General features: G+C 35.8%; 9 protein-coding genes. 6 read left to right on the top strand and 3 right to left on the bottom strand.

The window, feature by feature from the left end:
• Positions 1–198 precede the first annotated feature (198 nt).
• Complete coding sequence (locus EA412_13615) at positions 199–780, bottom strand: four helix bundle protein (protein ID TVR76454.1); 582 nt, start codon at positions 778–780, stop codon at positions 199–201.
• A gap of 433 nt (positions 781–1,213) precedes the next feature.
• Entirely contained in the window at positions 1,214–2,617 is a 1,404-nt protein-coding gene (locus tag EA412_13610; GenBank protein TVR76453.1) for a hypothetical protein, read from the bottom strand.
• Positions 2,618–2,781: 164 nt separating this feature from the next.
• On the opposite strand from EA412_13610, the gene EA412_13605 reads away from it, so the two are divergent.
• Complete coding sequence (locus EA412_13605; protein ID TVR76452.1) at positions 2,782–3,492, top strand: PorT family protein; 711 nt, start codon at positions 2,782–2,784, stop codon at positions 3,490–3,492.
• Positions 3,493–3,756: 264 nt separating this feature from the next.
• Here the strand turns inward: EA412_13605 and EA412_13600 are convergent, their stop codons facing one another.
• Positions 3,757–5,070: an FAD-binding protein gene (locus tag EA412_13600; GenBank protein ID TVR76451.1), complete on the bottom strand. Its 1,314-nt coding sequence runs from the start codon at positions 5,068–5,070 to the stop codon at positions 3,757–3,759.
• A 190-nt stretch (positions 5,071–5,260) separates the two neighbouring features.
• Here EA412_13600 and EA412_13595 point away from each other — a divergent pair, with 190 nt between their 5' ends.
• The 5 genes from EA412_13595 to purD all read left to right on the top strand — a co-directional run.
• On the top strand, positions 5,261–5,908 hold the full coding sequence (locus EA412_13595; GenBank protein TVR76450.1) for an ABC transporter ATP-binding protein: 648 nt from the start codon (positions 5,261–5,263) through the stop codon (positions 5,906–5,908).
• The gene (locus tag EA412_13590) at positions 5,905–7,497 is read left to right on the top strand and encodes an ABC transporter permease (GenBank protein TVR76449.1); all 1,593 of its coding nucleotides are present in this window, start codon (positions 5,905–5,907) and stop codon (positions 7,495–7,497) included. The genes EA412_13595 and EA412_13590 overlap by 4 nt, the downstream gene beginning before the upstream one ends.
• A gap of 155 nt (positions 7,498–7,652) precedes the next feature.
• Positions 7,653–11,099, top strand: a complete 3,447-nt coding sequence (locus tag EA412_13585; GenBank protein ID TVR76448.1) for a pyruvate carboxylase — start codon at positions 7,653–7,655, stop codon at positions 11,097–11,099.
• Between the two features lie 45 nt (positions 11,100–11,144).
• Complete coding sequence (locus EA412_13580; protein ID TVR76455.1) at positions 11,145–12,749, top strand: ABC transporter substrate-binding protein; 1,605 nt, start codon at positions 11,145–11,147, stop codon at positions 12,747–12,749.
• A 141-nt stretch (positions 12,750–12,890) separates the two neighbouring features.
• Positions 12,891–13,708: phosphoribosylamine--glycine ligase (purD, locus tag EA412_13575; GenBank protein TVR76447.1), on the top strand; the 818-nt coding region annotated here is incomplete at its 3' end.

The raw sequence follows: 13,708 nt of genomic DNA, 5'->3' as shown, positions 1-13,708 counted from the left end.
TTTAAAATATTTGTTCAAAAAACTACTCTAATAATTCAATATCAATATATCCTTTTCTGCCGGCATAATCGCACGTGTCACAGGCGGACGCCTGCGATAGAGCGAGGGGGATTCTTTATTTGTTTTTCCATTCGTTTCGTGAGACCTTAGGGGCTGTTGCGACACTGTCATCCGTATCTCATCTGTCCTATATTGAATTTATGGTTTTTTCTTATTTCTCTCGTCTATTCTTGCTTTTGTCATTCTTTCTCTCAAGCCACCTTCTTTCACAAAAGCAGTTTCCAATTGCTTTATCTGCTGTTTCAGAAGGTAGGTGCAAATTTTTATTAAGGTTATCATTGCATTGGCACAAATCTCAGGATTTTCATGTTCAATGGCTTTTTTGAAAGTTTCGTAAGTAGGTTTTGGTATACTCTTGTTGAGTTCACGCAAGCGGGCAACCAAACGGTGGTTTTTTTCCCAAATGGGCAGTTTATGTGTGCGTAGAAAGTCTTCGTAATCAATGAGCAATTCTTCCAAACTGGCACGAGCTACATTAGTAAGTTTAATTTCTGTTACTTTAGAGGTGCCTGATGCCATACTGGCTTCTGCTATGTTTTGCTTACCACTCCTGGCGGCTTGTACCATTTGTCCTACTGTGCGGTCGTACTTATGAAAAAAACGATTAGTAAAATAAACTGTACCATCATAAATGATTTCCGCTTTCTGATAACTGAACAGATTGCGGTAACCACCATGACTGGGGATAAAACCTTCAGTATTTTTGTTTACTTCTTTCATTGTTGCTTACTGTTAGATTTGTACGACTAAGGTTCGCAACGAAAACTGCTAAATTAGTTAAATAATTCTTTTTCTGTTTTTAGTACAAATAAAAATAAAACAAAATATTCAGTTTAACAAATCAACCGGCATCACACTTAGCAGTCCGGCATAGTTTCTTGTTCTGGAATAGATATAATCTTATGGATTATCAACAAGTTAACCAAATACCCAAGTCCATTATTAAAAAATTACCGACAGCAGCTTTTTTTAAAAGTGAAACTACAAATTCGGGTAGTAAAATCCTTTTTTTGAATTCACTCCTTTATTATGATGACTGAAAAATACGTATTACTTTCCTGTTCTGTCTTTGATTAATTTAGATTGTATGTTTTAAACGTGTCCCATAGCAAGGACACTACGAACTAAATGGATTTAATCAGAATTCTAGTTTTTAGTAAATAAACAACTTCCCACTTTCAGTTTTAGGCCTGTTTTCTGTTACGATTTGATAAAAATAAATTCCGACAGCTGAGTTGGGTGGTAAAGGATAAAATTGATTGTCCGGATGAATCTTGCTACTCATTATTTGTCGTCCCTGAAAATCAAATACCTTTATTGCAGCATTCGAAAAATGATAATTATCGGATTTGATATAGAGCGCATGTTGTTCTTTTATGAAACTTACGCTATAAACATTATCTATTAAGTGCTCTTCTACAGAAGTGGTGTCAGTTGGAATATATCCGGGCAAGGTGGTTGAATCAAATCGAATTAGTAAGATATCCGGAAGATGATTGATGTTGCCTGTTAATATAAAACTACTGTCATTTACATAATCAAAGTCTCGGAGAACAGCCTCCCATTCTTTTTGCCAGATTACTTGTCCGCTTAAATCAGTCTTTGTAAACACCGACCGGCAAATTCCATTATTATTCACTCTGGAAAGAAAAACCAACCCGTTATCAGGAGTGTGACTGATTTTCATAAAAGTCCCTCCACAAGCATTTCCAAAGGGGTAAAGAGCACTAAGGTTTCCGCTAAAGTCAAGCTTTACTACAAAAACAGAGCTGGTATATCCCGTTATGTAAATTCCACTATCTTCAACAATAGTAATTCCGTAAGCATAGCTGTTTTCTATAAAACCATAAGTATTTTGCCAAACTTCATTTCCCTGAAGGTCTATTTTAGCAGCAAAAACTTCCACTATACCGGTTCCACTTTGTGAATTACTCCAGCCACTAAGATAATATCCTTCATTTTCAACGTATTCTATATCATGGATTTGGTCATTTAGTGCACCTTCTAAAGAATAAGCCCACTCTTTTTCACCATCTGCATTAAGTTTAATTAGCAAAGAGTTGTAAAGAGGTTGATTACAGGTAGCAAATGAATAAATTGCCGAAAAAACCACACCACCATCAGGTGTAGCTTTCAAAGCAGTAATCTGATTATTGCAGATAGGCAAAAGCGTATCATATTGCCAGATTTTTGTCAAGCTGCTTGATAATTTAATTACCCTGAGCGAATCATAAACAAAGCCGGCACTGTTCCCCCCTCCAAAGAATAAATTTCCATTCTGAGAATTGTCAATGATTCCGTTGTGTAAAGTGTTTTTTTCTGTAAATATGGTATCTCCGTTATCATCAAACTGAAGCATAAAACTGTTCCATCCGGCGATACCTCCGGAGCAATTATAAGAGGCAGAAACAAAAATGTCGTCAGTTCCCATATACCTGACTCCTATAGCTTCTTCATAACAAAATTCACTCCCAATTTGATTCTCAAATATTATCTGAGCATATACTGTATTGAACAGTAAAGAAAAAATGAAAGTTAAACCGCTTATGCTTTTCATAAAGTGAATATGTTTGCAAATATAAAAATAATCAAAATAATTACTGATTACTCTAATATTAAAATGTGTTTTTCTAAACAACTGCCCAAATTAGAAAATAAAACTTGTATTTGGAAAAATTAACTTAATTTTGCAGTGAACACTTTATATTATCGTGTTCTTCTTTGTCTAAAAAAAATATAACTATGAAAAAACTAATTTTATTACTTTGCTTTTTTGCAATGCCTTTATTAATGCTTGCGCAAAAGGGGTCTTATTTTGGATTTCAGGGTACTTTTTACAACACCTGGGTTATAAATCAGCAGAAATATGATTATCAATTTTTACCGGACTTTGACTATGAAGTTACAACCGGCCAAAGCTTTGGACTAAAAGCCGGCTATAAGTTTACAGAAAATCTGGGAATTCAGTTGGAAGGTAGACTAACTTCTGTTGGACAGGATTACGAAAGAGTTGATGGGAATTTACTTTCTACAAAAGAATTGAGTTTCAGGTATTTGCAGTTTCCTCTTTTATTAAAGTTTAATGGAGGAGAATCCGGTAATCTAGTTCGTTTTTATGGTCTGATTGGTCCATCTTTTGGTATTTTGACTAAAGCTGAAGAGCGCTATAATGTTAGCATTCCTGTTTTTCAAGATATTGAAACTACAGAAAACAGAAGAGATGATGTTACAAATGTTGATATAGCTGCTACTTTAGAGTTTGGAGCAGAGTTTTATTTATTTTCAGGTTTATATCTAAACTTAGGTCTTCGGTTAAATATGAGCATATCTGATATAAATGATGAGCAATATCATGACCAGGATAACTACAAACCTTCCAGAAATGCTTACGGTGGCATTAATGCAGGGATAAACTATATACTGGCCAGATAATTTTCTGAAGCTAAGAATTACAATTATTAAAAGACCGTCCCGGATTATATCTGAGACGGTCTTTTTTTGATGGTGAATGTAATTTTAATTAGGAAAATCGAATTAATCTAAAAGAACACGAATTTGTTTTTTGATAGATTTTCTTTTTTAAATAGTATTCAAGAGGATGGGACGACTGTGAAATTCTTAATTAAAGACAGAATTGGTTAAAGGGTGAAAATGATATTTTTTATTGAAATTGAATGAATTCAGATTATCAAAAAGTTAAATCACTTTACTTTTTGTTTGGCTTTTGAAAATAGAAGTCATGTAAGGACTAAGAAAAAGGCCGTTAGGGTCCATTTTCTCTCTGATACTTTTGAAAGTGTCCCACTCGGGATAGAGTGTTGAAAAGTCTTTTTCTTCTAAAAAATGTAACTTCCCCCAATGTGGCCGCCCATTATACTTTAAAAAGATTTCTTCCATTTTCCTGAAATAGCTTTCATATTCCATTCCCTTATATTGATGTACGGCTATATAGGCAGAATCACGTCCCGTTGCCGGACTTAACATTAGATTATCCTTTTTTACAAAGCGGCACTCAATTGGAAAATGTGTCTGTATCTTTTCTTTTCTGATAACTTCATCTACTTCCTGAATTGCTTCCTGAAAATTTTCTGAGGGAATATTGTATTCCATTTCCTGAAATTTCACCCACCGTGGAACGGCAAATATTTTATGACTGTAATTCACTTTTTGCAATTCACTAACTAAATTAATACATAAATTGCTGATTTGAGGTGCTTTTTTTGGGAAAATCCTGACATATTCACTTAGTCCTTTAAAAGCTAAATTTTCAAGAATTACATCATTCAGATATCGGCTAAAGCTTCTTTTCTGAGGTTTTAAGTTCGTTTCATTTATAAATTTAGTCTGTACTTTTCCGGTATGTGGAAAAAAATAAAACTCAAAATTTCTGTTTGATGAATTATAGTTTTCCAGCTTAGTTAAAACACTGCTTAAAGATTCTTTGCTTTGAGAATAGGTTAACTTATAAGAAGGTACGAGTTTGAATTTTATACGGGTAATTACACCTAAAACTCCCAGACTTACTGCAGCAGCCCTGAAAATCTCGGGATTTTCAACAAGTGAACAAGTTATTTTTTCACCTAAACCATTGATAAAAGTTAGTTCTTCAACCTGAGTAGAGATTGTACCATAGTCTACTCCTGTACCATGTGTTCCGGTAGAAATTATGCCTGCGAGAGACTGACGATCTATGTCTCCCATATTCTCCATTGCCATACCTTTTTCAAAAAGTATTTCACCGGCTTGATACAATTTAGTCCCCGCCCACAATCGGGCATTTAAAGACTCAATATCATAATCTATCAGTCCCTGCATTTTGTCTAAAGAAACAAGTAGTGAGTTTGATTTTACTAAAGGTGTAAAAGAGTGGGCGGAGCCGACAGTACGAATAAATTTATGTTCCTCGGCTGCTTTTTGAATAAATGCAGTTAACTGTTCTTCCGTTTCCGGAAAAAAAATATTTTCAGGGGTCGCATGATGAAGACCTGACCAGTTTCTCCAGCTGTACATAAGTTCTAAAACATTACAGATTAAAAAAAATTAAGAAAGCTTAGCGTCAAATATACAACACATTCAGGCAAAATAAAGTTATACATTTGCTCTGCTTGATAGCAATCGGAAATTTAAATTTTGAAATGATTTTAATAAATTTTGAATAAAAAAGAAATAATTGCAATTTTGTTGCATTAAATTAATTACCATGCTCCGAACTGAAAATATATCACACCATTATAAAAATGAGGTTCCGCTAACTTTTGAGGACTTCAACGTACAAGTAAATAAACACCTTCTAATTCTTGGTGATTCAGGATGTGGTAAAACAACCTTGCTGCATATTATTGCGGGTTTATTAAACCCTACAAAAGGAAAGGTTTTTATTAATAATACAGATATTTACAGCTTATCAGGAGCAGCACGAGATACTTTCAGAGGCCGGAATATTGGAATAGTTTTTCAGACTCCACACCTGATTAGAAATTTTACGGTTAAAGAAAATTTAGCGGCAGCCGGGTTTTTCTCTTCTACGAAAATCAAGGAAGAGTATTTATTGCAAATTTCTGAAAAGCTTGGTCTGACAGAATATTTAAACAGGTACCCGGAAGAGTTGAGTCGTGGTCAGGCTCAGCGGGTAGGTATCGGAAGAGCAGTTGTTCATCAACCGGCTATAATTTTAGCCGACGAACCAACGGCTAGTCTCGATGATAAAAATTGTCGGCAGGTAGCTGAATTACTTATGCAACAAGCAGATAATCAAGGCGCATCATTAATTGTGGCTACTCATGACCAACGAATCAAAAATTTGTTTCAGGAAGTTTATACTATTAACAAAGAACAACCAATCCTATGAGTGTTTTAAAGATTACTTTAAAAAATATTTTTAGCAAACCCTTGCATTTTTTTACAACTATTTTGTTGTTTATTGTAGGTATTGGCATTATTAGCGTTCTTCTGCTTACAAGCCACTTTTTAACTAAATCCATGGACGATAATATTCGCTCAATTGATTTGGTGGTAGGAGCAAAAGGGAGTCCAATGCAGCTTATTTTATCCAGTGTTTTTCATGTTGATTTTCCTACGGGAAATATTAGTGTTGAAGAAGCTCGCATAGTAACAGATCATCCAATGGTTAGAAGAGCTGTGCCCGTTGCTTTAGGAGACAGCTATGGTAGTTATAGAATCGTTGGTACGGACGCATCCTTTTTTGACTTGTATGAGTTAGAACTCAAAGAGGGACGGAACTGGGATGATAAAATGGAAGCAGTAGTTGGTTACAATGTGTTTAAACAAGGTAATTTAAAAATTGGGGATACTTTTTATGGTGCACATGGTTTGGATGGAGAAGGACATATACATGATGACCATGAGTATATAGTTGTTGGTATATTAAATCATTCTTCCAGTGTTGCAAACAACCTTATTTTAACTCCCATTGAAAGTGTTTGGTATGTTCATGACCACGACCACGACCATGACCACCATCATCACGATCATGACCATGACCATCATCATCACGATCACGATCATCACCACCATGACCACGATCATGACCATAATCACGACCACCACGATCATGGACATTCTCACAGCCATGACGACCATAATCATCATAATCATAATCATGACCATGACCACTCTCACGACCATAATCATGACCATGGTCACCATAACGGACATGACCACTCTCATGACCACAGCCACGATGATAAAGAACACGTTCATGGCCCCGATTGTGACCACGACGACCATCATCATGAAAAATCACATAGCCATAATGAGGAACATGCCTACACACATGATCAAAGCGGAAGAGCTGTAGAAGGTTTTATTCAGGATCCTTCCCAGTCGAGATTACAATTTCCTTATTGGCAAAATGATGGAAGTAATGAAGAAATAACCAGTTTATTAGTTGAGTATTCCAGTCGAAGAGCTACTGTTAGCTTTCCCTATTTCATTCAGAATGAAACTTCCATGCAAACAGCTTCGCCGGCTATAGAAACTGCCCGTCTTTTTACCTTATTGGGGGTTGGTTTAGATACTCTTCGTTGGATTGCTTTTGCTGTAATTTTAATTGGAATGCTTTCAATATTCACTTCACTTTATAATACCTTCAAAGAACGAAAGTATGAGTTAGCAATAATGAGAGCATTGGGTGGTTCCAGGTTTAAGATATTTAGTATAATTATCCTGGAAGGAGCCATTTACGGACTCATTGGAACCCTATTGGGTGTTTTAAGCGGGCATATATTCATGTCTTCTCTTCAGCAACTTGTAAGAGAATCTCAGCAATTTGCCGTAAGTGGAATGATTTTTCTACCTGAAGAAAGCATTTTGATTATTGCGGGCTTATCTGCCGGACTAATAGCAGCTATAATTCCAGCAATTCAGGCTTATAAAATGGACATAAGCACAATACTTGGGAAAGGTTATCAGGTCTGAAAAAGTAACTTCTTTTTTTAAATCCTTTTTTTTTAAAATTTTCAATTCATATTTTCATTAAATTCTCCTAAGGTTCCTTATATTTAGGCGATGATTAGCCTTTTATAATGGTTGCTTTCATGCTCTTTCTTATAAAATTATAAACTCTTTTTTTGATGAGTGTTTTAAAAAAAATCAATAAATTATTAGTAGCTAACAGGGGAGAAATAGCTATTCGAATTTTCAGAGCTGCTTCTGAATTAAATATTACAACCGTTGCAGTTTATACCTTTGAGGACCGTTACAGTTTACACAGGTACAAAGCTGACGAGGCTTATCAAATAGGTGAGGACAGCGAACCTTTAAAACCTTATCTTGATATTGAAGAAATAATTCAACTGGCTAAGCGTCAATATGTAGATGCTATTCACCCGGGCTATGGATTTCTCAGTGAAAATGTCAATTTTGCCCGCAGATGCAAGGAGGAAGGAATCATTTTTATCGGACCTGAGCCTGAAGTTATGGAGGCTTTAGGTGATAAAGTAACAGCTAAAACTATTGCCCGTAAAGTTGAAGTTCCAGTTATCGAAGACAGCAAAGTTCCCCTCAGCGATATAAAAGTTGCACAGAAAGAGGCAGAAAAAATAGGCTATCCGATTATTATCAAAGCAGCAGCCGGTGGCGGTGGCCGGGGTATGCGAGTAGTTAAAAATAAAAAAGAGCTGCTTCAGCTATTTGACTCTGCTAAAAGTGAAGCCAAAAAATCATTTGGAGATGATAAAGTATTTATTGAAAAGTTCATAGATAATCCTAAACATATCGAAGTCCAGATTTTAGGAGACAATCACGGAAATCTGGTACATTTACTGGAAAGAGATTGTTCAGTTCAAAGACGTTTTCAAAAAGTTGTTGAAATTGCACCCTGTCCGACACTAAAGAAAGAAACAAAACAGGTTTTATATAATTATGCCTTAAAAATCGCACGGCATGTAAACTATAATAATGCCGGAACAGTCGAGTTTTTAGTAGATCCGGATGAAAATATTTATTTTATTGAAGTAAATCCCCGCATTCAGGTTGAGCACACCATAACTGAAGAAATTACGGGAATTGATATTGTCAGGTCGCAGATATTAATTGCTATGGGCTACAAGCTGGATGACCCGCCAATTTTCATAAAAGATCAGCTGGAAATTAAAGCCAATGGTTTTGCCATACAGTGCCGCGTTACAACAGAAGACCCCTCTTCAAACTTCCAACCGGATTACGGAACAATAATAGCTTATAGAAATGCAGGAGGTTTTGGAATAAGACTCGACGAGGGAAGCTCCTATCCGGGTGTTACCATTTCTCCTTTTTTCGACTCTATGCTTGTGAAGGTGTCTTCATGGGGCAGAACATTGTGGGGTGCCGCTGAGAGATTAGACAGAACCTTAAGAGAGTTTAGAATAAGGGGTGTTAAAAATAATATATCTTTTTTGTTGAATGTTATCAGACATCCGGTTTTTGTAAAAGGAGATGCAACTGTAAAGTTTATAGAAAATCACCCGGAGTTGTTTAATTTTGAAAGACGCCTTGACAGAGGAACTAAAACATTAAAATATTTAGCAGAAGTTACTGTAAATGGGAATCCTGATGTAAAGTTCACTGACCCAAATAAAAAATTCAGGTTAGCAACAATTCCGGCATATGATAAATATGCTGAGTTCCCTAAGGGTACCAAAAACCGATTGCAGGATTTAGGTAGAAATGGTTTTATAGACTGGCTTTCCAAAAATAAGGAAATTCAATTTACAGATACTACTTTTAGAGATGCACATCAGTCATTAATGGCAACAAGGGTTCGGACAATTGATATGTTAGCAGTCGCAGAAAGTTTTGTTAAAAATCACCCCCAGACCTTTTCAATGGAAGTATGGGGTGGAGCTACTTTTGACGTTGCTCTCCGGTTTTTACATGAGTGCCCCTGGAAAAGATTACAGTCATTCAGGGAGGCAATGCCCAATTTGCTGCTTCAGATGCTTATAAGAAGTTCTAACGCAGTTGGTTATACGGCATATCCTGATAATTTAGTTGAGAAGTTTATAGAGAAATCCTGGGAAAACGGGATTGATATTTTTAGAATTTTTGATTCATTAAACTGGATTGAACCACTGAAAAAAAGCATAAAAGCCGTTAACGAAAGAACAGAAGGTTTAGCAGAAGCTTGTATTTGTTATACCGGCGATATTTCAAATCCTGAACTTAAAAAATATACCTTACAATATTATGTCGATCTGGCGAAGCAACTGGAAGATTCAGGTGCTCATATATTGGGAATAAAAGACATGGCAGGCTTGCTAAAACCTTATGCAGCTGAAATTTTAATAGACGCACTGAAAAAAGAAATAAGTATCCCTATTCATTTGCATACGCACGATACATCATCTATTCAGTCAGCTACTTATTTGAAAGCGATAGAAAAAGGGGTAGATGTTGTGGATGTTGCCATAGGTTCTATGTCCGGATTAACTTCTCAACCCAATTTTAACTCATTGGTATCAATGCTTGAAACTAGTAAACGCTATCAAAAGTTTGATATGGCATCTCTAAATGAATTTTCTGCCTATTGGGAAGATGTGAGAGAATATTATTATCCTTTTGAAACTGAGCTGAAAGCAGGCACCGCTGATGTTTTTCATCATGAAATTCCCGGTGGGCAGTATTCAAACTTGCGGCCACAAGCAAGAAGCCTCGGTCTGGAAGATCAGTTTGAAACGATAAAGAAAAATTATGCCCTGGTAAATGAGCTTTTTGGTGATATCGTAAAAGTAACACCATCTTCAAAGGTAGTAGGTGATTTAGCATTATTTATGACGGCTAATAACTATACCGTAGATGATTTATTGGAAAACGGAGCTAATATTTCTTTTCCGGATTCTGTAAAAAGTTTTTTCAGAGGAGATTTAGGACAACCGTATCAGGGGTTTCCAAAGAAAATTCAACGCTTAATATTGAAAGATGAAAAGCCATATACCGATCATCCAAATGCCCATTTGAAACCGGTTGACTTCGAAGCTGAATTTGCTGCTTTTCAGGAAAAATTTGATAAACACTGTAATTTTCTGGATTTCCTTTCCTATAAAATGTACCCCAAGGTATTTGAAGATTTTCACAAGTACAGCAATACTTATGGAGATGTTTCCTGTATCCCGTCAACAGCTTTTTTCTATGGATTAAAAGCCAATGAAGAGATTATGGTGAATATAGGAGAGGGTAAAAACATTATTGTTAAGCTTTTAAATGTCAGCAAACCAACAGAAGATGGCTTCAGAACTGTCTTTTTTGAATTAAACGGACAAACGCGTAATATATCGGTGCATGACAGCAAGCTTTTTGTTCCGAAGAAGTCAAACCGAAAAGTAGAAAATGCCGGAGATATAGGTGCACCTTTGCAGGGTAGAATTGAAAAGATACTGGTTAATGAGGGAGATAAGGTTAAAAAGAATCAATCTCTTTTTGTAATTGAAGCTATGAAAATGGAAAATACGGTAGTAGCCAATCAAAGTGGTAAAGTTGCTAAAATTTTACTTAATGCCGGTGATATGGTTCAGCAAGATGATGTAGTAATTGAAATAAAATAATTTATAAAAATGATGAGAAAAGAAGTTTTCCTTTTACTGGTTTTAATGCCTTTGCTTTTTGTTGCATGTGGCGGTGGTAAGCAATCTGATGGCGAAAGAAGATTTTTCAGATATAATCAATCGGCCGGCGTAAGTTCTTTGGATCCGGCTTTTGCACGTGACCAATCTAATATTTGGGTCACAAATCAATTGTTTTCAGGATTGGTGCAATTAGATAACTCACTAAATATTAAACCTTCTATTGCCGAGTCGTGGGAGGTTAGTGATGATGGGTTGCGCTATACCTTTCATTTAAGAGATGATGTGTACTTTCATAATCATGAAGTATTTCCTGAAGGTAAAGGGAGAAAAGTTACAGCAGAGGATTTTGTATTTTCTTTTAACCGCTTAATAGATCCGGCAACAGCATCTCCGGGAGCCTGGATTTTTAATGGTAGAGTTTCAGAAAGTTTACCTCCCTTTGAAGCAATAGATGAGCATACATTTGCTTTAAATCTTTTGGCGCCTTTCCCGCCTATGATGGGAATTCTTACAATGCAATACACTTATGTTGTTCCCAAAGAGGCTATAGAAAAATACGGTAGAGATTTTAGAAAAAATCCGGTGGGTACTGGACCCTTTAAGCTGGTTAGCTGGAGAGAAGGGAATGTATTGATAATGGAAAGAAATCCGGAGTTTTATGAGTTTGAAAATGATAAGCGATTACCTCATTTAGATGGTATCAGAGTTTCATTTGTGGAAAGTAAAAGCGCGGAATTTATGGATTTTCTGCAAGGAAACCTCGACTTTGTATCAGGAATTGATGCCGCTTATGTTGATCAAATGTTGTCGTCTGACGGAAATTTAAGAAATGAGTATGAGGATGAGATTATTTTATACAAATCACCGTATTTGAATACTGAATATTTAGGTTTTTTAATGCATGAATTAGAAAACGGGAAAAATAAATCATTACAAAACAAAAAAGTAAGACAAGCCATAAACTATGCTATTGACAGAGAAGAAATGGTTCGAATTCTACGAAATAATATTGGAAAACCGGCTAATGCAGGTATGATTCCTGCCGGTTTACCGGGTTATGATAAAGAAAAAGTGAAAGGTTATACTTATGACCCTGCTAAGGCGGCATCTTTACTTAGAGAAGCCGGCTATCCGGAAGGCAGAGGGCTTGGCGAAATAGTCTTATTTACGAATAATGCTTATGTGGATTTACACACAGCTATTGAAAATCAATTGCAGAAAGTTGGAATTCCTGCCAGGCTGGATATTGTTCCTCCGGCTTTTTTGAGAGAAATGATGTCCCGCTCTGAGGCTGCTTTTTTCAGAGGTTCCTGGATTGCTGATTATCCGGATGCTGAAAGCTATTTAACAATGTTTTACAGTACGCATACTGCACCGCCAAACTATACCAGATTTAAGAATGAACGCTTTGACAGCCTTTACAGAGTAGCACTTTTTGAAACAGATATCGAAAAACGAATTCCTTTGTATCAGGAAATGGACAGAATTGTAATTGAAGAAGCGCCGGTAGTACCACTTTATTATGATGAAGTTTTACGTTTTGCAAGTCCAAATGTGAAAGGGATAGAACCGAATCCTTTAAATCTGTTGATTCTAAAAAATGTGTATTTTGAAGATATTAACCTGTAATCGATGACATTCGAACAACTTTATCTTCAAATTTTTAAGTTCAAAACATTTTGTTTAAATAAAAAGCTTCTTTTTAAAATCTTAAGTTTAAAGATATTAATTTAGCTGTTTTAGTTTTTTAATGCGTTTAATTTATTATTTATGAGAGTTTTATTGCTGGGAAGTGGTGGCAGAGAACATGCATTAGCGCATAAAATTTCACAATCTGACAAAAATCCGGTCTTGTATTGTTTACCCGGTAATCCGGGTATTGCTGAAATTGCAGAAATAGTTGATTTGCCCATGGATTTTGAAATGATTAAAAGCTTTATTCAAAAAACTGAAATTGACTGTTTAATTATTGGTCCGGAAGCTCCATTAGTAGATGGAATTGTGGATTATTTTAATCTTCATCTACCGAATTTAAAAGTTATAGGTCCCGGAAAACTAGCAGCTCAACTCGAAGGAAGCAAAAGTTTTGCTAAAGCTTTTATGGATAAATTTAAAATTCCTACTGCTGCTTACAAAGTCTTTAATACAAATGATTTAGGGGAAGCAATAGCTTATTTAGACACAAAAAAAGCTCCCTTTGTCTTAAAAGCAGATGGCCTGGCGGCCGGAAAAGGAGTACTGATTTGTCGTTCAAAGGAGGAGGCAGCTACTGAGCTAAAAGCAATGCTGCAACAGGCTAAATTTGGGCAAGCAGGCGAAAAGGTGGTTATTGAATCATTTTTAGAGGGTATTGAATTCAGTGTTTTTGTTTTAACAGATGGAAAGAACTATAAAATTTTACCGGAAGCAAAGGATTATAAAAGAGCATTTGAAAATGATGAAGGACTCAATACCGGTGGAATGGGTGCTGTGTCTCCGGTTCCTTTTGTAACCCACCAATTGATGAATAAAGTCATTCAGAAAATTGTTGAGCCTACCGTGAAAGGAATTCAACATGAAAAAATGAACTATAAGGGGTTTTTATATTT

Source organism: Chitinophagaceae bacterium, assembly GCA_007695095.1.
Classification (GTDB): domain Bacteria; phylum Bacteroidota; class Bacteroidia; order Chitinophagales; family REEL01; genus REEL01.
This window is presented reverse-complemented; position numbering and strand designations above follow the sequence as displayed.